Here is a 21,598-nt window from a genome sequence, read left to right as displayed (position 1 = left end):
CCGATGCCGCCCGCGCCGAAACCCTCCTCGCCCTGCACCAAGGTCTGCGTCCTCGACGCCGCGACCGGCCTGTGCTGCGGCTGCGGCCGGACCCGCGACGAGATCGCCGCCTGGGGCTCGCTGTCGGAGGACCGGCGCCGCGCCGTGATGGCGGGGCTCGGCGCCCGGATGCGGGCCGCCGGCCTCACCCCCCTGGAAGCGCCGCTGCCGTCATGATCTATCTCGGCCTCGCGGCCCTCGCCCTGGTTCTCGTCGCCCTGGTCCTCAGCGACGGCAGCGACAGCGTCGGCGGCGTGATCGAGCCCGACCAGTTGGCGAACCTCGCCTGGACCGGCACGATCCTGCTCCTGGTGGTGGCCGGGTTCTGGCGGCAGTTCACGGCCCGGCTCGGCGCGAACCTGCAGGCGCTCCTGGCCTGGGCGCTGATCGGCCTCGCCCTGGTGATCGGCTACAGCTACCGCGACCGGATCCAGGATGTCGGCGCCCGGGTGCTCGGCGATCTCCGGCCGGGGAGCGCGACCTCGAGCGGCGACGGTTCCGTCACCGTCACAAGGCGGGCGGACGGCGATTTCCGGGTCGACGCCTCGGTCAACGGCCGGGTGCAGCCCTTCCTGTTCGACACCGGGGCGAGCAGCGTCGTGCTCACCGCCGAGAACGCCGCCGCGCTGGGGCTCACGCCCGCGCCTGCCGAGTTCACCGCCCGCGTCTCCACCGCCAACGGCATCACCTACGCGGCGCCGACCCAGCTCGACTCGCTCAGCGTCGGGACGATCACCGAGCGGCGCGTCAACGCCATGGTGGCCAAGCCGGGCGCGCTCTCGGCGAACCTCCTCGGCCAGACCTTCCTGTCGCGGCTCTCCGGCTACGAGGTCCGGGGCGACCGCCTGATCCTGCGCCGGCCCTGACCGGGCCGCCGCGCAAGACGCTCAGGCGGCGTGGGCCTCGGGGGCGGCGCGGGAGACCAGCGCCACCGCCTCCCGCAGGGTCGCGAGGTCGGCCTCCGGGCGCATGCCGTGTGTCGAGAGGTGGCGCCGGAAGGCCCGCGCGCCCGGCCGGCCGTTGAACAGGCCGAGCATGTGCCGGGTGACCGCGTGGAGGCGCTCGCCCCGGGCGAGGCACGCGGCGATGTAGGGCTCGAACGCCGCGACCGCCGCGAAGGCGTCGGGGGCCGGCGCCGGCACGCCGAACAGGTCGGGATCGACCCCGAGCAGGAGCGCCGGCTCGGTGTAGGCGGCGCGGCCGACCATGACGCCGTCGACCTCGGCGAGCCGCGCCCGCGCGGAATCCAGGTCGCGCAGGCCGCCGTTGACCGCGATCGGCAGGCCGGGAAGCCGCCGCTTCAGCCGCGCGGCGCGGCCGTAATCGAGGGGCGGCACGTCCCGGTTCTCCTTGGGCGAGAGCCCCTGAAGCCAGGCCTTGCGGGCGTGGACGATCAGCCCGTCGACGCCCGCCGCCACCACGGCGTCGGCCAGGGTGTCGAGCGCCGCCTCGGGGTCCTGGTCGTCGACGCCGATCCGGCACTTCACCGTCACCGGCACGGAGACCGCGGCCTTCATGGCGGCGACGCAGTCGCCGACCAGGGCCGGCTCGCGCATCAGGCAGGCGCCGAAGCGGCCCTCCTGCACCCGGTCCGAGGGGCAGCCGACGTTGAGATTGACCTCGTCGTAGCCGAGATCCGCGGCGATCCGGGCGGCCCGCGCCAGGTCCGCCGGGTCCGAGCCGCCGAGCTGGACCGCCACCGGGTGCTCGATCTCCGCGAAGCCGAGCAGGCGCTCCCGCGGCCCGTGCAGCACCGCGCCGGTCGTCACCATCTCGGTGTAGAGGCGGGCGCGCGCCGAGAGGGACCGGTGGAACGCCCGGCAGTGGCGGTCCGTCCAGTCCATCATCGGGGCGACGGAGAAGCGCCATCCACTGAGAGTTCCGGGTTCTTCCGTTGCGGCAATCACTTGCTGTCGCTCTCGTGCTGTACCTCGGCGATGCCCCATCGGGCGTCGGACTGCTCGGAATCCGGCTGTGGCGTGCCCGCTCGGCCCCGTCCGGTCCCACCGCGGGGGCGCGATGGGGCGCATCGTCGAGTCCGCCGGGAAGCACGGGACGACGGGGTATCACGCCCGGACCGTCGTCAAAAGAGACGGCACGGTCCACCGCGGGGCCCGGACCGTCGACCGGCGCGCCCGCCGCGGCTCTAAACGCGCCGTTAACCAAGATCAGTGATTTCCCAGGTCATTGGTAGCGTCGCGCGGGCTGTACCTGCCGCCGCGCAAGGATGGCACATCATGCGGCTGATCGTCGGCACAGTGATCGTCTTCGCCTGCGTCTTCGGCAGCTACGCGGCGATGGGCGGCCATCTGCTGGTCCTGTGGCAGCCGTTCGAGTTCGTCATCATCCTGGGTGCGGCGATCGGCGCCTTCGTCATCGGCAACACCGGGCCGGTGCTCAAGGCCGTGCCCGCCATGCTGGGCACGCTGATCAAGGGCCCCAAGTACAACCAGCAATCCTATGTCGAACTGCTGGGAATGCAGTATTCGTTGTTCAAGCTCGCGAAGCAGAAGGGTGCGATGGCGCTCGAGCCGCACATCGAGGATCCGGGCGAGTCGACGCTGTTCAACGCCTTCCCGACCTTCGCGGCGAACCACCACGCGGTCGAGTTCGTCTGCGACTACATGCGCATGGTGACGCTGGGCGCCAACAACGTCCACGAGATCGACGCGCTCATGGATGAGGAGCTGGAGACGCACCATCAGGAGCAGGAGCGCGTCGTCTCGGCCATGCAGTCGCTCGCCGACGGGACGCCGGCGCTCGGCATCGTCGCCGCCGTGCTCGGCGTGATCAAGACGATGGGGGCGATCAAGGAGCCGCCGGAGGTGCTGGGACACCTGATCGGCGGCGCGCTCGTCGGCACCTTCTTCGGCGTCTTCGTGGCCTACGGCTTCTTCGGGCCCATGGCGCAGTCGCTCAAGAGCCTCTTCGAGGCCGAGTCCAAGTACTATCTCTCGCTCAAGGCGGGGCTGCTCGCCCACATCGCCGGCCAGCCGCCGGTGATGGCGGTCGAGTTCGCCCGCAAGTCCCTGATGAGCGACGTCCGCCCGACCTTCAACGAAGTGGAAGCGGCGACCGCCGCTCTGCCCGCCCAGAGCTGATCCGACATCCGGGAGGGAGTCCATGGCGACGATCATCATCAAGAAGGTCAAGAAGGCCGCCCACGCCCACCACGGCGGGGCCTGGAAGATCGCCTACGCGGACTTCGTGACCGCCATGATGGCGTTCTTCCTGCTGATGTGGCTGATCAGCATGACGACGCAGGAGCAGAAGATCGGCCTGGCGGAGTACTTCTCGCCGGCGGCTCTGAGCCCTGCGACCAGCGGCGCCGGCGGAATCCTGTACGGGACCGCCCTCGACACGTCCGGCAACAAGCCGTCCACGCCCCGCGACGCGGAGCGGGGCTCCGCCGAGCGGGAGGAGATCACGCGCCCGACCAGCCCGGGGCGCGTCAGCGACGTCGATGCCAGCCGCCCGGTCGCCAACGTGGAGGCCAATTTCAGCGCCATAGCCAGCCTCCGGCAGGCGCTCCAGACGATGCCCGACATCGCCGAACTGTCGAAGAACATCGTGATCGAGCAGACCAAGGAGGGCGTGAACGTCTCCCTCGTGGACCAGGACGGCCGCGCCATGTTCCGCGAGGGGTCCGTCGAGCCCTACGACCGCACCCGTCGCGTGCTGGAGGCCCTCGCGCCCGCCATCCGGCGGCTGCCCAACCGCCTGTCGATCACCGGCTACACGGCCGTCGCGCGCCCGGGCTCGACGCGGGCCGGCGAGCCCTGGAACCTCTCCGCCGGGCGTGCCCTCGCCGTGCGCGAGGTCCTGTCGGGTGCCGGGGTTCCCAACGACAACTTCTCCTCCGTGTCGGGACGCGGCGACACGGAGCCGGTTTTCCCGGACAATCCCTACCTCGCGCCGAACCGGCGGGTGACGATCACGCTGCTCAACGCGAGCCCGCCGGTGCCCCCGAACCTTCTCCGCTGACGCCGGAGCGGCGCGTCGCGTCGGACCGCGACGCGGCGCGCCGTCGATGCCGCCTCACGTCACCGCGGCGCGTCACGCGCTCCGCGCGGGACCGCGCGCCGCCGCGTCGCTTCCGGCGCGCGGTGTCGAGGCGGCGCGGGTGGCCGGCGACCGGGCCGAGCGCCCGCGCCGCGCCGAGGCGGTAGGCTGACGGCGCGGCGGCGCGCGCACGTCGCCCGCGAGCGGCACCGCGATCCCTGAGCCCGCCGCGCTCGGAGCCTCCGGGTTCGAGGCCGCACCGTCGCGATCCGGGTCAGCCCCGGGCATCCTCTCGGCCGGGATGCCGGAAATCGATGTCGCGGTCGGGCCGCGCGCCGCGCGCTCCACGGGGCGCGACAGCGTCCGACGATTCACCGCCGGGACCTGAGCGCAACCCGCCTCCCCCGCCCTGACTCCCGGAAGCGGACCGGCGGCAGTCCGCCCGGAGCAGCCGGTCGAGCGCGGCCGACGGGCGGGCGTGGACGACCGGCGGCTCGCTGACCCGCCGCGTGTCGCGCGGCGTGAACCTCTCGAACGTCGTGTCCCTGCCTAGCCCGCTCCGGCAGCGCGGTGGGCGCGTCCGGCCCGCCGATCGGCGCCCGCGGGCCGTGCGACGGCGGCACGAGACCGTCCGCGACGAGGTCGATCGTCCCGGCCGACCGCTCCGCCGGGAGCGCGATGAAGCATATCTCACATGTGTGGCCGGAATGGAATTATTCCAATGTTCGGCAGATGATCGGCGGGCGCGGCGCCGAAGGGCAGTTGATTCGATCTGCGAGCTTCGCGGTGTAGCTTTATTTATAGTTAGGAATATTTGATATGACGATCGGTAGAAAGATATTTTGTCTTATCAGTAGCATCCTTCTGGCATTCATATCGATCGTGGGCGTCCAGGTCTCGTCCGTCGGCGCGGTGATGATGGAGGGGCGCAAGGCCGCCATCCGCGCCCAGGTCGAGTCGGCGCACGGCATCGTGGCGGCGTTCGCCCGGCAGGCGGAGGCCGGCGCCGTCTCGGCCGACGAGGCGCGGCGGCGCGCGGCGGAGGCGCTGCGGGCCATGCGCTACAACGGCGGCGACTACGTCTTCGTCTACAGCTCGGAGCCGGGCAACATCGGCCGCAACGTCGTGCATCCCGATCCCAAGATCGAGGGCACGCGGTCCCGCGACGACGCGGCGATGAAGAAGACCTTCGTCTGGACGATGATCCAGCACGCCCGGGAGGGCGGCGGCTTCACCGAGTACCGCTGGGCCCGCCTCGGCGAGACCGAGCCCGCCCCGAAGGTCGCCTACTCGCTCGCCTACGAGCCCTGGCAATGGGTCATCAATTCGGCCCTGTACGTGGACGACATCCACGCCCTGGACCGGGCGCGGATGGTCACCACCCTGCTCTGGCTGATCCCCCTCGCGATCGGGATCGGGCTGGTCGGGTTCCTGCTGGCGCGCAGCATCACCCGCCCCCTGAGCGCCTTCACGGCCGCCCTGCGCCGCCTCGCCGGCGGCGCGACGGACGTCGCCATCCCGGGTCTCGGCCGGCGCGACGAGATCGGCCAGATGGCCGAGGCCGCCGGCGTGTTCCGGGACAGCATGATCGAGGCGCGGACCCTGTCGACCGAGCAGCGCGCCGAGCAGGAGCGTCGGCAGGAGCGGGCCCAGTGGATGGAGGCGGTGACCCGCAGCTTCGACACCGAGGCGAGCCAGCTCCTGGCACGGGTCGACACCGCCGCGGCCGGCATGCGGGAGGCCTGTCGGGCGATGGCCGACACCGCCGCGCAGGCGTCGCGGCAGGCCGGCTCGGCCGCCGGGGCGGCGCAGCAGGCCGCCGCCAACGTGCAGACGGTGGCGGCGGCGACCGAGGAGCTGTCCGCCTCGGGTTCCGTCAGAAATTGGATTATACATCAGCGTTGTAGCTTTCTGACTGTTCGCTCTACCCACACCCTAGCCCGCGCTGCATAAGCGGCTACAGAGGCACGGCGGGGGACGCCTAGGTATTTGGCTGCGCGGATTTCGCTCGCGATTTCGTGAACGAGACACAATCCAGCAAGCTTGGCCGTCGTAGGTCGCCCGGCCGGCGGCCTAAGCCCCCGCTGGCCGTCCACGCCCGTCCGCAGATATGCCCCTCAGCTGTCGCGGCGGGCGTGGATGCGTTGGCCGATTGCCGTTCGTACCGGCTGCGCACGGACACAGAAACGTGATCGAACGCTTCGGTCGGGTTCTACATTTGGGGTCCGTCGACTCCGGTCGACCTCCACGCCTGCCGCCTGGTGGACCCCTCAAACCCCCATAATGGTGGGTGTGGAGCATGCATTTTGCATTCAGCCCGGCCGTCGAGCCTTCCCTCGACCGCCACGCCCGCCCTGACGTTCGTCCCCCCTCCCGAAGGGCGGGCGTGGATGTTGAGGGACTGTGCCCCGTTCAGCCCCGGTCCGTTCGCGCCGGACTGAACATAAGATAACCGAGCGTTCCGGTCTGTTCGGAGCGCAAGGTGGGGGACCGATCCCCCACCCTTGGTCACCGCAGCAGCGCCCGAGGCGGCAGGTCAGCCCGAGCGGCCAGGGCCTCGGCGATCCGCACCCGATCCCGTGAACGGGCGAGAGCTGCATCCGCGTCAGCCATCAGCCGCTCGTGCCGGAACAGGTCGAAGCGGGCGAGCCGGAGCATCCGGACCGCGAGGAAGGCGTAGATCACGCGCATGCCCCATCCTCCCTAGCCCAGGCTGCCAGATCAGATCCGGCCTCCTCTTCCCAGCAATCCAGGGCGTCAGCGATCCGTGCCTTCCACGCGATAGCGGGCAGCGTTGTCATCCGTTGGTCCATGAACTCCGACACGAGTTCATCGATCTTCGCCGAATGCCGGTTCACGCTGTCCCAAGCTTCCGAGTAGCCGTTGCGCTTGCGGGCGGCTGTCGCGCGGTCCGCCCACGCGCTCGCTACTTTCCAATCCCCCCAGCCAGGATGCTCGCCCGCTTGACGGTCCCCGAGCGCGTACAAAGTAGCCATGTACGCCTTCGCGCGCTCAAGGGGCGGCAAGAGCTTCCGGAGTTGCGGGAGCAGCGCGAGGAATTGCGCCTCATAGTCCGGCAATGAAGACTGAGCAGCAATCGCCGGCACAGATGCCAGGGGAGCCGAGAGGATGGCGCCGAGAGCGGCGCGGCGGGTAGAGGCGGTCATTGCGCGCCCTCCACGTCGGCATAGAAGCGGCGGTGGAGAGCCAGGACCTGGGTCTGCTGCTGGCTGATCAGGAAGTCCAAAGCCTCGATCTGCTCTCGGGTCAGGACGATCGTGACGTTCTTGCCGAACTTCGGTGCCCCCTCAGTCTCCCTGATGGTCTCAGAGAAGAATGCTTCGAGGACGATGCCGCGAAGCCGTAGGTCGCATATATCGCCCTCGCATTCGCGATAGCGCTTACCTAACTCCTCGTTCCAAGCATCAAGCTCGGTCTGGGTTCGGGCGGCGGTCATGCGCACCTCCCGTAGCCCGGGAAGCCCTGCTCGCCGATCGCGTCGTAGTCGGCGATGCCGTTGTCGTCGGTATTGCCCTCGGCGTCGTGGCCGTCTTCCAGATCTACGTCGACGTCCTCTGCGTCCGCGTCGCCGTCCATGGCATCAAGGAGGTCGATCAGGCCGCCGATCAGATCCTCGACCTCGGTCCTGGACAGGGCGCGAACTGAGCGCAGTTCTGCGCCGAGCATGAAGGGCGAAGGGTGCCCAAGTTGGACAGCCTTCTCAGACTGAGGAACATCGGCCCGCATCGCGCGGATGGCCTGTGTGACCGGTCCTACCTGTGCTGAAGGCAAGCGCGGGCGTTCACCGCCGCCGAGGGGTGGTGTAGGGTGGTGGATAGCCATGAACAGCACTCCTGGTGCGGTTGGTGGTTAGGGCCGGATGGAAGATTGAGCCCTTCCGTTCGGCCCGTATTTGTTGTAAACGGGAAAATATGTGGATGTCAATTCCCGTAAACGCGAAACGACGCGGCCGGCCTCCCGGACAGACAGTCCCGGTGCAGGTTCAGCTTCGACTAACTGCTGAGCAGGCTGCGGCCCTGGACGCACTTCGATCCGAGGACGGCTCCGACGGACAGCATCGATCTGAAGCGATCCGCCAGATCCTCACCGAGCACCTGAAGACGAAGGGCTATCTGAAGTGACGGCCGCTGACGCCGAGCTGCCGAAGCAGGATGAAATCCTCGCTTTGGCGGCGATGCTCGCGGAGCAGATACTCGCTGCACAAAGCGAGGGGCAGCCCTTCACTCAGCCTCAATTCAACGCGCTGGTGAGTGCGACCCGGTTCCTTCACGAAAACAACGTGCCTTGGCCGCCGATCGTCCAACAGGCCCTGGACCTGTTCGCAGAGCAGATTGAGGCGATCAAGCTGGAACCGAGCGAGGATGAGGCTCAGCGCTGGGCCGGGTCATTTGAGCCATCCGTCGCCTCATCGAAGAAGCCTTGAAGGCGAAGAGATCCTGATCATGGCAAAAAGCGAGCGTAGGCAAAGCTTTGAACTCAGCGCCGACGAGATTGCGGGCTTCAGCCATGCCCGCGATGCTTTAGAGGGCGCCTTGAAACATTACGGCGTTGATCTGCCAGATCAAGCATGTGCCGAAATCTTCATGACATCGCTTGTCGCTTTTGTCTCGTATGGCGGCCTCGATGGACCCACTCGAAGATATTTGAAGAATGTCATAAAGCCCGAGAACGTTGATCCAGAAATGCCGATGACTATTAATTACAAGACATCGCGCCCCGAGCACAGTTGATCTATTTCCGCAACAAGAGTTTATGAGCTTTGATGCGTTACGCTCTCGCCGCCTCTGGATTGCTCCTCCTCGCAACATGTTCACCTAGTCCCTACGCCGACCAGCCTGAAAGCCAGAAAAAGTTCGTAGAGTTTTTGCATACCTGGCGTTCTACCTGGGGCAGCGCAATTAATAGCATCCAGAAAGAGAACATGCCGCAGGCGCGCGATAATGGATTGTGTCAATTCGGAAAGAGTGCTTCAAATTGGGTTGGTGTTGTTGAAAGCGTTGGGACCTTTTACGGCGGCAAATTTGCAAGCATTAATATAAAAATTGCTCCAGATATAACAGTTAGGACCGGAGGAGACTTAGGCGACGATAAATTCAAGATCGATAGAGGCAGTCAAATGTTCAAAACATTGTCTCAGTTAGGCGAGGGGATGAAAGTAACATTCTCAGGATTTTTCGGCCTTAATGATAATGGGTGCGCTAGAGAAGTTAGCCTGACGAACAATGGTGCCTTTAACGACCCAGAGTTCATTTTCAGTTTTTCTCACTTGGAAAGAAAGCTCTAGAGCGGCGGCACCGCCACCAGCCACTACTGAGACCCGTCGCCCGGAATGCCGTCCGGCAGCATCAGCCCCTTGGCCGCCAGCGGCAGATCCTGCTTCGTGCAGACCATCTCGTTCCACCAGGGATCGCCACGGGTGTCGCCGACGTGGCCGACCTGCCAGACCTTGTAGATACCGTCTGCCGCGAGGCTGAGTAGGCCGCTCTCCAACTCGACGTTCTGCGCCGAGTCCCGCGTCGTCGGACTGAATGCTGCCCGCTGGATGCTGCTCTCGTTGATGTGGATCCGGCTGCCCGGATAGATCCTCGGGTTCAGGAGGCACCGGACGATCACGCCGCCGAGCGTCTGCTCCGGTAGGCCGACCATCCCGGTTTCCGAGTTCATCTCGACGATGCCGCCCGGCAGAGCGCTGCTGCTCTTGAGCACGGTCAGTTTGTCGTCGTGGATGTGCCACGTGGCGCCCGCCGCCTCGCACACCTCCCGCAGCAAGTCGTGGGTCATGCCGGAGAACACGTAGTTCCGGGGGAACTGCCGTGAGCCAAGATTGTCCATGGTCCCAGGCTTCACGCCGTGCTCTCGCATAGCCTTCACGGCAAGTTGCAACCGGTCGTTCAGGGTGTGGCCCTTCGCCAGCGCCTCGTTGGTGATCGCGTAGTTGCGCGCATCCTCGGAGGAGGTGGCCAACACGTGCACATAGCTGTCGACTACATTCTCACGACCGGCGCGGACCTGGATTGCCTGCCCGCCGAAGATCTTGCCCGAGGCGCCACGATAGCCGGCGTACAGCTCGACGCGGCCCTTCTCCTTCTGCATCCGCGCCAGCGTCTGCGCCGAGAGGTTATAGATGTAGATGTTCGCGTGGTGCGGTGTGCTGGACAGGGCCTGGTGGGTGTCGAACCGGACCTTAAACCCACGGCCCGTGTCGTCGCCCGACAGCTCAACGCCATTCACGACGACGCGCCATTCTCGAAGGTACTGCAGGGTCATCGGATTGCCGTCTGGATGTTGCGCAGCGCTGAGTCGTTGATCCGCCCGGCCGCCCGCTCGAACTGAGCTGCATTGCTCGCCGGATCGCCGCCCGTGATCGTGACGTGCGTGGTCGGCTGCATCGTCACGGTCGCACCGGCATTGTTCGTGGTGGTCGTGATGCTTCCGGCACCCATCGGCTGCCCGGCGATCTTGTTCACGTCGAAGCCGCCGGGCGACATGTTGAGCTTCGGCATGCTCGGCACGGTGATCTGAGGCCTCGCGGCCATGGCATCCGCCGCCGTCACGGCGGGCGCCTTCATGCGCTCGAGCGCAGCGCGCGCCATCGCAGCCCGATTGACCTCGAAATGCCCGTTGTCGTTGCTGCGGAAGCTGTTGCCGGATCGAAGGCCCCACTTTGCCGCGAGCGCATCTTCCACATCGAGCGGTAGAGTGACGCCGCCGGCACGAACGCCGCGCCCCACTTGGTTCACATCGATCGCCCGCCCGACCGGGTGGTAGCTTGCGTTGTGCGCGCGCTCGTTGTTGCCGCCGCTATTGGGGCCGATGACGCCGCCGGCCTTCTCGTAGTCGTCGATGAAGCCCTGGAAGTTGCGGGCGTACTCCGCGGCGACCTGGAAGGATCGACCGTTGCTGGCCTTCACCGTCGCAAGCCCGCTCCGCATCCGCGGCGTCCCAGCCGGAGCCGGCGCATCGCTCGCAGTCGCCTGATAGCCCGGGATCCAGCCTTCCTTCCGCTGCTGCGCGTCGAGGACTTTGGAGCGCTGTTCCGGCGTCAGGCTCGCCAACGGGGCATCAACCCCCACGCCCGCCGCCTTAGCGACCTGTGCGGCATAGCCTGCAGGATCATTGCCGTCGCCGGCCGGAGCCCATCGCGCGATGGCCTGGGCAATCGTCAGATCCTTGTAGCCCTTGCTGTCGAAGAGCAGGGCTTCCTGGGCCTTTCGGCCCGTCGCATAGTCGGGGAACGTCGCGAAGCCCTTATCGTCCTTCCCGGTCGCGCCCATGCTGGTGGCGAACGGCCCGGCCTTGATGTTCCCGGGGTTGTTGTTGCGGAAGGACCGAGAGCCATCGCCGGCCGCGGGTGCATCCTTCCCCCCGAGGGCCTTGGGCGCGATCTTCTGATAGAGCGAGCGGTCGTCCGGTGGGACAGCGCCAGCAGGAGCCCCAGCTCCTACCGCGCCCCCAGTAGCCGCCTGCGCCGAACCCGCGATGGAACTCAACAGCCGCACCGGCCACGTCGCCAGCGGGTTGTCGATCGTCAGCAGCTTGAGGACTTTGAAGAAGTCCGACTGCACGAACAGATTGCCGATCCGGATCAGCCCCATAAAGGCCTGGCCGATCTCGTGCACGCCATCCGTCACGCTTCGAAGTCTCTTCGCGCCCTCGTCACCATCGAAGCCCTTGATGAACGCCTCGATACCGAGCGCGGCCGACTGCGCCAGATCAGCGACCTTCACGAAAAAGCGGTTCAACGCGGGCGCGTTGTCGGTCATGAACCTACCGATCGACGTAGCCACGCGGTCGAGCACCGGTAGGAGCTGCACGAGCAACGCCTGTCCAGCGACGCTAACCTGCATGCCGATACGACGTAGGGTCTGCTCGAAATGCTCGGACTGCTTGGCGGCTTCCTGGCTGTTTAGCCCGACCGTCTTGAGCGTCGCTTCGTATTCCGACCGGAACTGCTTGATCTCGGAACGGTGCTTGTTGAAGGTCTCAAACTGCTCCTCAGACAAGCCGAGGATTTCGGCCATCTGCGCGCCGGTATGATAGGGCTGGCGCTCCGAAATCTTGTCCATCGTGTCAGACAGGATGTCGAAGGTATCCCGCGCCTTGCCGCCTTCGTGCGTCGCCACGCCAAGGCTACGGATGAACCCGCCCGTGAGGTTGGTCCGCATCTGCCGGGCGAACGACTCGATCGCCGAGGAAGCGGACGCGCCCGTGCTGCCGACCTGAGAGAAGGCGTACTGCAGGCCCTGGATGTTCTTCACCGAAGCGCCCGTGCGCTGCGAGGCAAAGTACAGGTTGTCGAAGGCGCCGACGACCTTGCCGAGCGCGGCTCCGACTGCGAGCCCCATCGTGCCAGCCGCCAGCGTGATCGCCGTCATGCCCCTGACGAAGGACTCGGAGTGCGTCTTCGTGGCCTTGGCCGTGGTCTCCACAGCCTTGAGCTTCATAGCCTCCGCGTCGGCGACCTTCTTGGCAGCCTTGGCCGCCTCCAAGGCCTCACGGTTCTGCGCAGCCTCGATCTCAAGCGCGTAGATGACAGCGGCCTTGGCGCCATCTTTCCGCGCTCTCTCGATCCGAGCCTCCGAGTCCCGGACCGCCTTCTCGAACTTCGCCTGGCTACCTTCGGCCCGCGTCCGTGATGCATCATCGGCAGCAAAGCCAATGCTGGCGACGAAGTCGGCGATCGTGAAAGCCATGCGCGTGCTCCGGAGGACGCCGATTAGTGCAGGATCTCAGCGAGGCCGGCGTTGAAGGCCGCGTCCAGATCCTCGCTGTGCTGGAGCCAGTTCTTGACGACGCATCCGAGCGACCGGATCGTGAGGCCCATCATCAGGGCGCCGTCGATATCGGCGAAGGCCGGACCATCGATCGCTTCCGACCACATGGTCTCCCAATCGCCTCCGACCTGTCGGGACAGGCCGCGGAGGGCTTCCCGCTGCACCACGTCGGTATCGTCGTCGCTCAGCGAGCCCAGGCGGTTCAGGACGCCTTCCACAAACTTGTAGACGTTGGCGTCGGGCCGCAGCTCCAGCGGCTTGCCGGGCTTGCTCGTCCGCTTGAGCATGGTCGACATGGCCTGAGCCATCAGCGGGGTGAGCCGCCGGGCAATGCGGGTCTCGACAAGCGGTGGGATCCCGTCGAAGCGGTATCGGTTTCCGGCTAAATCGAACTCAAGCAGCATGGGGCACCTTCAAGAAGTTGCCGGCCGCGGGTGGTATCAATTCCCCGCCGGCTGTCGGTGTTACTGACGCGGCACTGTCCGACTTGCCGCGGCGCCATCCGCCCAGGACGATGCGCTATCTCGAATGGCTGCCGGCCACGGGCGGAAGGATGGCCGCCCCGCCGGCTGTGTGCTGTTACTGCCCCTCCGAGCGCGGCACCTGCACACTGGCCGCGGCGCCGTGATGAAGAACGGCGCGATCCAATTGGTTAGGCAGCTCGATCCGGGCGACCGGGCCCGACCATGCGAGGCGGGAAGCCGGCGCGGATGTTGCGCTTCTCCTCCTCCGTACCGTTGTGTGCGTCGGCAGCGGCCTTGCGCTCGGCGAGGGCGGCGGCCCGCTGCTTCTCCTCGAGCGCAGCCATGGGCGCCCATCGCGCCTGTTGCTCCCGGTTCCACAACGCGGTTTTGTGCGCGTCCGCAGCGGCCTCGCTCATCTCATGCGCGAGCGTGCCATCGAGGGCCGGAAGGTGCAGCCGGGACAGGATCTCGGCGCCGATCGTCGTCTCGACGGAGGGCACGTGTTCCACGTCCCGCGGCAGGTTCCGGTTGGCGTCGGTCGCGATGGCGTTCGCCTTCTCCATCTCGGCCACGAGGTCGAGGATCTTGGCGACGAGGGCGGGGTATTCCTTCTTCACCCGCGTGGCGATCTCGTCCACGCGCTTGCCGGCCTGGCTGTGCTGCGCGCGCCGCTCGCGCTGTTCCTCCGCATCCCGCTCGCCCGCCAGCCGCTTATCGAGGGTCGGCATCAGGCTACGGAGGCGCCCGGCCGCGAAGTGCAGTTCCTCGCCCTCTCGCTTCGCAGCAAGGGCCTCGCGGGTCGGTAGGGTGGCATCCGAGGCCGCCGCGATCTTCTCGGCCGCGAGGGCGTCGCAGGCCGCCACATGCTCGGACGCGCGGGCGATGAGGGCGCCCACATCCTTGGACGTGAGGGTTGTGCCCAGCCCTTCGTGGATCTCGCGGAAAGCGGCATCGGCCGCGTCGAAGGAGCTCACGTCGGTCATCAGCGGTTCCCTCCCTGCCAAGCGTTGCTCAATCGGGCCTTGTGGATCTCGTAGGCAGCTCGGCCTTCGTCGCCCTGCGCGCGGGCATCAGCGATGCGCTGGTTCTGCCGGGGGTCGAAGCGCTCGACGCTGCCGGAGCTTTGGCCGACACGAAGCGCCATCGCTCTCCCCTGTGCCTCATCGGCCATCCGGGTCAGGAAGGATGTGACCGCGAAGCTGTTGTCGGCGGAGTCGCCGAAGATAGCCCGGCTTTGACCGCTCGCGACCATCGCGGCCCGGCGGGCGAGGCTGCGCAGCCGATCGGCGGCATCCTGAACCCGGAACACCTCATTGCTTCGAGCGTCGGCCAGCGCGTACTGCGCCTTCACACGTTCGCTGAAGCCGGCGAGGCATTCGGCGCCTGGACCATAGGTGTCCGCGAACATGCGGGCAGCGTCGTTCGTCATGGAAGTACTTCCGTTTGGTGAGAGCGCGCTGTCGCCGAACCGGCACTCGGGCCCAGCTCTTCCCCGTGGGACGATTGCCACGTGGTTGATACGCAGCCGGCGCATGATGCCGTCATAGGCCTGCCCCTGCGGTGTCCGGCCGGGCGTCCATTCGACATCGCAGGTGTACCCCGCGGAGACCTCTCGAACGCCGCTCGTGATGCTGGCGATGGCTTCGCTGTCTGCAACCATCATCGGGACGCGGACAAAGTCACCGTCGCGCAGGACGTCGCCCTCGATGTGGCCACGGGCGTACTGGCGATAGTTGTCGGACGTGACTGCGCCGGGCGGGTGACCCATCGTCACCGGCTTGTGCGCATAGCTGCTGACGCTATCGACGTGAAACACTTCGCTTTCCGGTCGATAGAGCGTCACGCTCGCCCGCTCGGGCTTGCCGCACTCGTGGCCTGAGTAGGTCTGTAGGCCGACGCGGGCCGTCCGCACGTCGGCAACGAGATATCCGTCGCTCATCCGGCGCGTGCCGGCGATGGTGGCGCTGTCAGAGAAGTGCATCGGCAACTTTCAGATCTTGCAGCCGCGCAGCGATGGCGCGGCGAATAAATTCACTAATGCTGCAGCCCTCAGCCTCGGCTGCGGCGTAGATCTGCGCCGGCAGATCGCGCGGCACGCCGACCTTGATGCTGGCCGGGTAGAGGCCACGGCCGTCATCCGGTGGCTTGAACTGAGAAGCAGTCCTCGTCATGGGGAGGACTGTGCGCGCACTCGCGCGAATATTCTACGGCAACTCTGAGGATGCTCGCGGATCTAAGCTTTCTGACGATTTCGCGCGCGCTTTTCGTCTGAGGCTCGCACGAAGTAGCCTCGAATGTCCTCGCTCTGCCGCTCGCCGGCAAGGTAGGAGCGAAGCGCGTCGTCGTCTCCGTCGAGGTGCATCAGCAGAGCCGGATGCGAGATCATCCAGTCTCCGCCGCCGACGCGGCGCCCGATGTCGAAGCGGGATGCCCACTGCCGCATGGTGCCGGCCGACTTCCCGGCGATGTAGGCCGCCTCGCCGACAGTCAGGGCCTCGTCCCGGTTGAATGGGATCAGGACGCGGGGGAGAGCCGGATCAAGCATCAGAAGGCAGCCAGGTTGTAGGTGGACTTCTGCCGCGAACCGACACTCACCAAGACGCCAGCAGCGGCATTCGCCACGTCGTCGTGTGCGCCTGGCGCGTGGTCGATGCTCTCCCGGCCGCCGCGGGCCGTGCGCCGCTCCAGCATCACGAGCTGCGTCGCGAGAACCGGCACGTCCAACAACTCAACCTCGCCGGAGTTTAGCCTGGGTAAGAGATCAACATAGATCTGGCTCTTCGGCTTCTCGGCCGGCGTGTAGGTGATCCCGTGGCGCTGGAAACTCTCTGACGGCCAAGAGCCGCCGTACCGGTCGCCGACTACCTTCCTGATGCCGTAGCGCTTCAGCAGGTCCGAGAACTCACTCACCACCGACTCGGGCGAGAACGGCGCCTTGCGCTCGCGCACCGCATCGAGGATCAGCCGCTCGCCCTCCCTGTGGCCGATCGCCATCGTCATCGAGTCCGAAGCGCCCCCCGAGGGATCGCAGAACGCGCTGTAGGTGATGCCCGTGATCGGCGCCTTCTCCACGACGCCCATCGGGATGGCCGCCTCGACCACCTCGCGGGACACGAAGCTTTCGACGTCCGATCTGAACTGCGCCAGATACTCGGCGGACGCGCTCGGGAGATCCCGCTCCAAAGCCTCGTCAATAAGCTTCTGCGGGATCGTCGGGTTCATGGTTCGGGTGGCAGCTTGCCAGACGAGCACACTCGACCCGTCTTTGCCGTAGTGCCGCTTGTGGGCATCGTACAAGGCGCCACGCCTCGCGTAGGGACTGCTGGCACAAAGCAGCACCGCGCCGGGGATCGTCGCCATCGCGGGCCTGAGCGCGTCCAAGATCGCGTAGTCAGGCTCTGCAGCGTCATCGGTCGGCCAAAAACTGATCTCGTCCGCCAACGCGGCAGCCAGCGTGCGCCCACGGACGGCACGGTAGGATGATGTCCCGACCTCGACCGTTACTCGGTTCTTGAGATCGAATTCGTCCGCCGTCTCACGCTCGATCATCTTCTGCAGGACCGGCACCTCGGTCAGCAGCGCGCGCACATAGCGGAAGATGACCCGCGCCTGCCGCCGGTCGGCGGCCAGGATCAGGATCGTCGCCCGCTCACCCGGGGCGAGATGCTGGCGGTACTCGCGGAAGGTGGCGAGATAGACAGCCACCAGCGCCATCACGAAGGACTTGCCGCCGCGCCGGCCGCAGACAAGCCACGCCTCACTATAGGGGGCCGCCGGGATCGTCTGGCGAGCCGTACAGGCCCGGTAGACGTCGGCCTCGGCATCGGAGAGCGGCAGGCCGAACAGGGCGCCCAGGAAGGCACGCCACGCCGTCCAGGTGGCTTCGTCCTTAAACCAGGACCTGAATAGATCTGGATGCTTCGTGGCCTCGAGCAGGTTCATGCCGTCGGCCTCGCTCTGATGATGTCGGAAAGGTCTGGCGTGATGTCCTTCGGGCGGCGCTTCAGGCCGATCCCTTCGTAGAGCCGCCGCAGGTTTCCAGCCTGTCGGCCGTAGAGGTCTAAGGACTCGGGATCGGCAGCACCGGCTGCCGCGAACTGCGCCTCCAGCCGCTCCAACTCAGTGGCGATGGTGGCCGCTCGGCGGATCAGAGACCGCTCGGCCTCGGAAACCTCAGACTCCCCGCCGAGGTCGGCCGTGTGCAGATCAATGAGATCCCGCATCCGCCGGCCCCAGACCGTTCGCCCGTCGAGACCGACCCCGAGGCGGTTGCCGTTCGTGACGGTGCTGCGTCTGCGCCCCTTCATGAGGTTTCCCGACCCGATCTGGCGATATCAGGCCGATAATATAGCATTTGCTATACAGTGTCACGCGCGGACTGGAGGGCTACCGCCTGTTCTTTGGCAGCATCGACGACAGGTCGAAGAACATAGCGTGCTTTTCATCCACCGAAGAGGTCCTTGGCTGCGGCGACGCTGGCTTCTTCTTCTTCGAAGCCTCGAATTTCGCATCCTCAACCTTGGCATTTGACGGAGGAGTGGGCTTGTAATTCCCGGCCGCCTCCCGAGAGCCCTTTTCCCTTATAAGCTCTCGAAGCTTGATTTTTTCCATTTCATGCTGATGATCCGCCGACATTACTTCTCGGCCGTCTTTATAATTGTTGTCATTCTTTCTGGCGTCTTCTAGTTTACGGAGAGCTCCAGCTTCTGTTTTCTTCACATGTGAAATTTCTTTAGCTAGTTCCCAATCGGACAACTTAGGTTGCGGCTTGTCGTCTGACATGGTCTCAAGCTCTCCCGAACATCGATCAATCTCAATCCCAGAGAGTTGCTCACACGGCGCTTCTCGTCAATATTCGCTGGACCTGAGTGGGGCTCGTTTACCGCCTAGCGCAGTGCGCACGCTACGACTCGCCAGTTCCGCAGCGATACGCCCTCAGTTGATAGACATCGTTGGCCTGGACACTAGAGATCACTGACAGGACCTTCTTGACGAAGGCGAAAGTCCCGCACACTAGCTGCCAAGCCGCGACAGCACTCGCTGAACCTGCACGGCCTGCCACTGGCCCTTGCCGGTCGAGGTCTCGATCCCGCGCTCGTTCAAGGCGATGGCAATGCCGCGAGCGGAGGTGATGCCTTCGGCCTGGATCTCAGCGATGACGGGGGCGAGGTCCGCCGTGCGGGCGCTGGCCTTGGCCGACAGAGCAGCCCTGCCAGCCTCGCTGACGGCCGCCGACATGACGACGCCCCGGTTGCCGCCAAGCTTGGTCCCACGGGCTTTGGCGGCTGCTAGAGCGGCCTTCGTGCGGGCGCTGATCAGACCGGCTTCCAACTCGGCTACAGCCACCATCTGGTTGAGCATGAACTTGCCCGCAGGCCCCTCGATCTGAGGCAGGTCGCAGAACCGCACCTCGACGCCACTGGCGAGCAGACGCGACAGGAAAGCCACTGAGCGGGTGAGCCGATCCACCTTCGCCACGAGCAGCGGCACGCGCTTCAGGCGGGCCTCGGAGAGAGCGGCATCCAACGCAGGCCGGGCATCATTCCGACCGCTCTCCACCTCAACGTGCTCGGCTAGGATCTTCCAATTGCCGCCGTTGAGGTAAGTGCGAACCGCCTCACGCTGAGCGTCGAGCCCGAGGCCCGACTTGCCCTGCCGATCGGTGGAAACGCGGAGATAGGTAATAAATCCGCCTGAGGCCATGGTATTACGCCCTAGTCACCGCTCGTTGACTAGATTGTAAATAGGCTGCCGACTCAGTCAAGCGCTACTTCGCAGCCTCGAAGGGGCGGGCAGGAAATTTCGGGCGACGGGGTTTGTGTCTCGGGCCCTGCTTTCAGCCCGCCAATCCAAACTTGGATCGTGGTGTAGCACTGTAGCAGTAGCGTAGCATTTCTGTAGCAGCTACGGCCTGTAGCATGTAGCTGTAGCGTAGCCCCCTCTATAAGAGGGGCTACACTGCTACACTCAGGTGCTACGCCCCTGACCCGGTGAGCCAGACCATGGTGTCGCGTTCGCCGATCAGGCAGCGGGTGGACAGCTTCTGTCGGAGCCGCTGGAAGTCGGAGCGCGGGTTCGCGGCCTCCTTGTCGAGGGCTCCATTGCGGAAGCATTCATCCCGCCAGTGATCCCGATGAACGACGCGCGTTTGCAGCGGCGCATGGCATTCGGGAGGTGCGGGTGTGCCTTCGTTCAGAACCACCTCGGCGAGGGCGCGCAGGCCGAGCCGCAACTTGTCCGGCAACGGCTTTGACACCAAGGCAGACGCGGGCCCCTCGGAAGCTACTTCCGGCCTGACGACGCACGACGTTATGGGTTCGCCCGCATCGTCGACGCCGACCTCGACCCGCTCAAGCCGGCATGTGACCGTTTCCCCGTCGGGTCCGTCCTTCATGAGGTCGACGGTGCAGGTCAGGACGCCGTCGCCGAGCTTCTTCACGGCGAGCTGGGCGTCTACCGCGCCGGCCAGCGCGGAGTGGCCGCGCGGCCGGGTGCCTTCGAGCCCGCAGTGGTGGACGATCACCACGAGGCAGCCGAAGGCGTCGCGGATCATGTCGGCCGCCCGCACATACGCGGTCATATCTCGGTCGTCGCTCTCCGAACCCGTGAAGCTGCGGTTGAGCGTATCGAGGCAGACCACCGCGGGCGGCCCACCGTCAGGCAGCTGCGCTCGGATCGCCGCGATCAGCTCGGCGGCGTCAGCGACGAGCGCGAGGGTCGCCGGCATCAGGTAGAACGGTACCTCGCCCTCAAAGGTCTCAAGGTGTGCTTGCTCGAAGGCGACCTTGCGAGCCTCAAAGCCCTGCTGTCCCTCCAACGCGCAGTAGACGATGGTGCCAGGCTCGACGCGGTGGCCCTGGTAGGTCCAGCCGAGCGCGACGTGCATCAGCATGTCGAAGGCGAGGAAGCTCTTGCCGCACTTCGGCGGTCCCCACACGACGGCGAGGCCTCGGATCGGAAGCAGGCCACGGACGCGATAGCGCGGGCTGGTGCTGAGCCGGATCTGATCGAAGGCAATGAGGGGGAAGCGCCCCTCTGCGGGGCGCTCCTTCTGCTGAGTGGTCGAACTGCCCGCCCGCCTGCGCGACTCGTTGGCGGGGGATGGCCAATCGAGTACCGGTCCGTTGTAGGCGCGCTCTGACATCAGGCACCTCCGCGCGAGCCGGCGGGACGGAGCGTCGCGGCAGTGTCTGCGGCGCTGGAGAGTGCAATGGCGGCTTGGCGCAGGGCGTAGTTCACGCCCCGGCTGTCGCCGATCGCAGCCATATCGGCGGCCGTCCGAGCATAGGTCTCGGCGATACCGGCCGCTTCCGCGATGGCTTCGAAAGTGTGAGCGAGCATGGCCGCCCGCTCGGGACTTCGGATCGGCGCATTCATGCCGAGCCTCCCTGGTTGTGGAAGGCCTGCATCGCCCAGGTGAACCGATCCTCTGCCGCCGGCATGTGCGCCGTGAGCGCGTTCATCGCGGCTACACCGGCACGGGCGTACTCGCGGTCGACGAGGTCGGGCGTCGTGGTGACGCCCTTCCCGACCTCCTGAGCCATGCCGATGAGGCCCTGAGCGACGAAGTGCGGGGCGAGTAGCACCGGCTCGCCGTCGACCTCGACCGTGTGGCAGGCGTCCTTCCAGTTCTTCAGAAGAGCCGCCTTGAGAGCGCGGCGCAGGTCGCGTGGCAGCGCAAGCGCCGCCAACAACTCCTCGTGGGCATGCCACGGCATGTCAGGGCCATCGGACGGCCCGCGGAAGAAGCGGACCGACACGCCGTTGATGGTGGCGATGTGAATGGGGTTGGCATTCGCGATCATGCGCGGGCCCTCCAAGTATCGATCTGAGGGAAGGCCAGTTCGGCGACGACCGCCGCTGTCGCGGGCGAAAGCCCGAAACGATTGCTGATCCTATGGACCGCGAGGGTGTGAGGCGCTATATCGGAAGGGTCGATGCGATACGACATTTCCGAAGCCCGCTGGCGTGCCACCGCCGTGCGGGCTTCACCTTTTCTGGAAGCCATTCCTCTACGCGGCCTCCTGCACCAAAGAAGCGAGAAAGGTGCGGATGCTCTCGTCGGTGACGTAGCTGGACGCGCCGATCCGGACGACCTTTAGCTTTCCCGCGGCAGCGAGCCTGTAGAAGGTCGTATTGCTGATGCTGAGGATCTGCTGAGCATCCTTGGTACGATGCAAAAGCTTCCCCGTTGGCGCGCGCGGTTCTCCCGCGGCACCCTGAACCGTGTAGTTCATGGTAGCTATCCTTAGTCGGTCCCAGGAATTGCTGGGAATAACGGTAGACTAGGGTTTGGCT

The 21,598-nt window shown here is 66.1% G+C and carries 29 protein-coding genes; 9 read left to right on the top strand and 20 right to left on the bottom strand.

All coding sequences use genetic code 11. The annotated features are described in order from the left end of the window. Positions 1-3: 3 nt before the first annotated feature. Both H288_RS0109320 and H288_RS0109315 read left to right on the top strand, forming a co-directional pair. On the top strand, positions 4-216 hold the full coding sequence (locus H288_RS0109320) for a DUF1289 domain-containing protein (RefSeq protein ID WP_020092317.1): 213 nt from the start codon (positions 4-6) through the stop codon (positions 214-216). Continuing rightward, the gene (locus H288_RS0109315; protein WP_020092316.1) at positions 213-905 is read left to right on the top strand and encodes a TIGR02281 family clan AA aspartic protease; all 693 of its coding nucleotides are present in this window, start codon (positions 213-215) and stop codon (positions 903-905) included. The genes H288_RS0109320 and H288_RS0109315 overlap by 4 nt, the downstream gene beginning before the upstream one ends. A gap of 21 nt (positions 906-926) precedes the next feature. On the opposite strand, the gene dusA is transcribed toward H288_RS0109315, so the two are convergent. Beyond that, positions 927-1,985 (bottom strand): tRNA dihydrouridine(20/20a) synthase DusA, encoded by a 1,059-nt coding sequence (gene dusA, locus H288_RS0109310; protein WP_081636460.1) that lies wholly within the window; start codon positions 1,983-1,985, stop codon positions 927-929. A gap of 291 nt (positions 1,986-2,276) precedes the next feature. Here dusA and motA point away from each other — a divergent pair, with 291 nt between their 5' ends. From motA to H288_RS0109290, 3 genes are all read left to right on the top strand, one after another. Next, positions 2,277-3,140 (top strand): flagellar motor stator protein MotA, encoded by an 864-nt coding sequence (motA, locus tag H288_RS0109305; protein ID WP_020092314.1) that lies wholly within the window; start codon positions 2,277-2,279, stop codon positions 3,138-3,140. 22 nt (positions 3,141-3,162) lie between these two features. Then, positions 3,163-4,023 (top strand): flagellar motor protein MotB, encoded by an 861-nt coding sequence (locus H288_RS0109300; protein WP_020092313.1) that lies wholly within the window; start codon positions 3,163-3,165, stop codon positions 4,021-4,023. A 900-nt stretch (positions 4,024-4,923) separates the two neighbouring features. After that, positions 4,924-5,994 (top strand): cache domain-containing protein, encoded by a 1,071-nt coding sequence (locus H288_RS0109290; protein ID WP_020092311.1) that lies wholly within the window; start codon positions 4,924-4,926, stop codon positions 5,992-5,994. Between the two features lie 555 nt (positions 5,995-6,549). Here the strand turns inward: H288_RS0109290 and H288_RS0109285 are convergent. The 4 genes from H288_RS0109285 to H288_RS0109270 are packed head-to-tail and all read right to left on the bottom strand — an operon-like array spanning position 6,550 to position 7,884. Further along, positions 6,550-6,732, bottom strand: a complete 183-nt coding sequence (locus H288_RS0109285) for a hypothetical protein (RefSeq protein ID WP_020092310.1) — start codon at positions 6,730-6,732, stop codon at positions 6,550-6,552. Then, positions 6,723-7,208 (bottom strand): hypothetical protein, encoded by a 486-nt coding sequence (locus tag H288_RS0109280; protein ID WP_020092309.1) that lies wholly within the window; start codon positions 7,206-7,208, stop codon positions 6,723-6,725. The genes H288_RS0109285 and H288_RS0109280 overlap by 10 nt, the downstream gene beginning before the upstream one ends. Then, on the bottom strand, positions 7,205-7,498 hold the full coding sequence (locus H288_RS0109275; RefSeq protein WP_020092308.1) for a hypothetical protein: 294 nt from the start codon (positions 7,496-7,498) through the stop codon (positions 7,205-7,207). The genes H288_RS0109280 and H288_RS0109275 overlap by 4 nt, the downstream gene beginning before the upstream one ends. Next, a complete protein-coding gene (locus tag H288_RS0109270; protein WP_245274486.1) occupies positions 7,495-7,884 on the bottom strand; it encodes a hypothetical protein in 390 nt (129 codons plus the stop codon). Before H288_RS0109270 ends, H288_RS0109275 begins: the two co-directional genes overlap by 4 nt. Before the next feature lie 152 nt (positions 7,885-8,036). Here H288_RS0109270 and H288_RS35075 point away from each other — a divergent pair, with 152 nt between their 5' ends. The 4 genes from H288_RS35075 to H288_RS35065 are packed head-to-tail and all read left to right on the top strand — an operon-like array spanning position 8,037 to position 9,346. After that, the gene (locus H288_RS35075; RefSeq protein WP_158684206.1) at positions 8,037-8,183 is read left to right on the top strand and encodes a ribbon-helix-helix protein, CopG family; all 147 of its coding nucleotides are present in this window, start codon (positions 8,037-8,039) and stop codon (positions 8,181-8,183) included. Next, a complete protein-coding gene (locus H288_RS33495; protein ID WP_020092306.1) occupies positions 8,180-8,485 on the top strand; it encodes a hypothetical protein in 306 nt (101 codons plus the stop codon). Before H288_RS35075 ends, H288_RS33495 begins: the two co-directional genes overlap by 4 nt. Positions 8,486-8,504: 19 nt before the next feature. Beyond that, complete coding sequence (locus tag H288_RS35070) at positions 8,505-8,792, top strand: hypothetical protein (RefSeq protein ID WP_158684205.1); 288 nt, start codon at positions 8,505-8,507, stop codon at positions 8,790-8,792. Positions 8,793-8,824: 32 nt separating this feature from the next. Then, the gene (locus H288_RS35065; RefSeq protein WP_158684204.1) at positions 8,825-9,346 is read left to right on the top strand and encodes a hypothetical protein; all 522 of its coding nucleotides are present in this window, start codon (positions 8,825-8,827) and stop codon (positions 9,344-9,346) included. Positions 9,347-9,369: 23 nt separating this feature from the next. On the opposite strand, the gene H288_RS32235 is transcribed toward H288_RS35065, so the two are convergent. From H288_RS32235 to H288_RS0109195, 15 genes are all read right to left on the bottom strand, one after another. Continuing rightward, on the bottom strand, positions 9,370-10,329 hold the full coding sequence (locus H288_RS32235; RefSeq protein WP_020092305.1) for a hypothetical protein: 960 nt from the start codon (positions 10,327-10,329) through the stop codon (positions 9,370-9,372). Continuing rightward, positions 10,326-12,755, bottom strand: a complete 2,430-nt coding sequence (locus H288_RS0109255) for a hypothetical protein (RefSeq protein WP_020092304.1) — start codon at positions 12,753-12,755, stop codon at positions 10,326-10,328. Before H288_RS0109255 ends, H288_RS32235 begins: the two co-directional genes overlap by 4 nt. 23 nt (positions 12,756-12,778) lie before the next feature. Continuing rightward, positions 12,779-13,240, bottom strand: coding sequence for a phage tail assembly chaperone (locus H288_RS0109250; protein WP_158684203.1), 462 nt, complete (start codon positions 13,238-13,240; stop codon positions 12,779-12,781). Positions 13,241-13,488: 248 nt separating this feature from the next. After that, a complete protein-coding gene (locus H288_RS0109245) occupies positions 13,489-14,283 on the bottom strand; it encodes a hypothetical protein (RefSeq protein WP_020092302.1) in 795 nt (264 codons plus the stop codon). Continuing rightward, entirely contained in the window at positions 14,283-15,281 is a 999-nt protein-coding gene (locus H288_RS33490) for a DUF2213 domain-containing protein (RefSeq protein WP_020092301.1), read from the bottom strand. Before H288_RS33490 ends, H288_RS0109245 begins: the two co-directional genes overlap by 1 nt. Then, the gene (locus H288_RS35060; RefSeq protein WP_158684202.1) at positions 15,268-15,471 is read right to left on the bottom strand and encodes a ribbon-helix-helix protein, CopG family; all 204 of its coding nucleotides are present in this window, start codon (positions 15,469-15,471) and stop codon (positions 15,268-15,270) included. The genes H288_RS33490 and H288_RS35060 overlap by 14 nt, the downstream gene beginning before the upstream one ends. Before the next feature lie 62 nt (positions 15,472-15,533). After that, positions 15,534-15,845, bottom strand: a complete 312-nt coding sequence (locus H288_RS0109235) for a hypothetical protein (RefSeq protein WP_020092300.1) — start codon at positions 15,843-15,845, stop codon at positions 15,534-15,536. Continuing rightward, positions 15,845-17,242, bottom strand: coding sequence for a hypothetical protein (locus H288_RS0109230; RefSeq protein ID WP_020092299.1), 1,398 nt, complete (start codon positions 17,240-17,242; stop codon positions 15,845-15,847). Before H288_RS0109230 ends, H288_RS0109235 begins: the two co-directional genes overlap by 1 nt. Then, positions 17,239-17,607 carry a hypothetical protein gene (locus H288_RS0109225; RefSeq protein WP_020092298.1) on the bottom strand — a complete coding sequence of 123 codons (369 nt, stop codon included), beginning with the start codon at positions 17,605-17,607 and terminating at the stop codon, positions 17,239-17,241. Before H288_RS0109225 ends, H288_RS0109230 begins: the two co-directional genes overlap by 4 nt. 79 nt (positions 17,608-17,686) lie before the next feature. Continuing rightward, positions 17,687-18,082 carry a hypothetical protein gene (locus tag H288_RS35055; RefSeq protein ID WP_158684201.1) on the bottom strand — a complete coding sequence of 132 codons (396 nt, stop codon included), beginning with the start codon at positions 18,080-18,082 and terminating at the stop codon, positions 17,687-17,689. A gap of 231 nt (positions 18,083-18,313) precedes the next feature. Next, on the bottom strand, positions 18,314-19,003 hold the full coding sequence (locus H288_RS0109215; protein WP_020092296.1) for a recombinase family protein: 690 nt from the start codon (positions 19,001-19,003) through the stop codon (positions 18,314-18,316). Between the two features lie 271 nt (positions 19,004-19,274). Next, positions 19,275-20,444, bottom strand: a complete 1,170-nt coding sequence (locus H288_RS0109210) for an AAA family ATPase (protein WP_020092295.1) — start codon at positions 20,442-20,444, stop codon at positions 19,275-19,277. Next, positions 20,444-20,677, bottom strand: a complete 234-nt coding sequence (locus H288_RS0109205; RefSeq protein WP_026604791.1) for a hypothetical protein — start codon at positions 20,675-20,677, stop codon at positions 20,444-20,446. The genes H288_RS0109210 and H288_RS0109205 overlap by 1 nt, the downstream gene beginning before the upstream one ends. Then, positions 20,674-21,105, bottom strand: coding sequence for a hypothetical protein (locus tag H288_RS0109200; RefSeq protein ID WP_020092293.1), 432 nt, complete (start codon positions 21,103-21,105; stop codon positions 20,674-20,676). The genes H288_RS0109205 and H288_RS0109200 overlap by 4 nt, the downstream gene beginning before the upstream one ends. A gap of 207 nt (positions 21,106-21,312) precedes the next feature. Continuing rightward, complete coding sequence (locus H288_RS0109195) at positions 21,313-21,537, bottom strand: helix-turn-helix domain-containing protein (protein WP_020092292.1); 225 nt, start codon at positions 21,535-21,537, stop codon at positions 21,313-21,315. Positions 21,538-21,598: the final 61 nt, after the last annotated feature.

It is taken from the genome of Methylobacterium sp. 285MFTsu5.1 (assembly GCF_000383455.1).
Taxonomy (GTDB): Bacteria; Pseudomonadota; Alphaproteobacteria; order Rhizobiales; family Beijerinckiaceae; genus Methylobacterium.
Note: the sequence above shows the minus strand (reverse complement) of the source record. Positions and strands in the feature narration are given on the sequence as shown.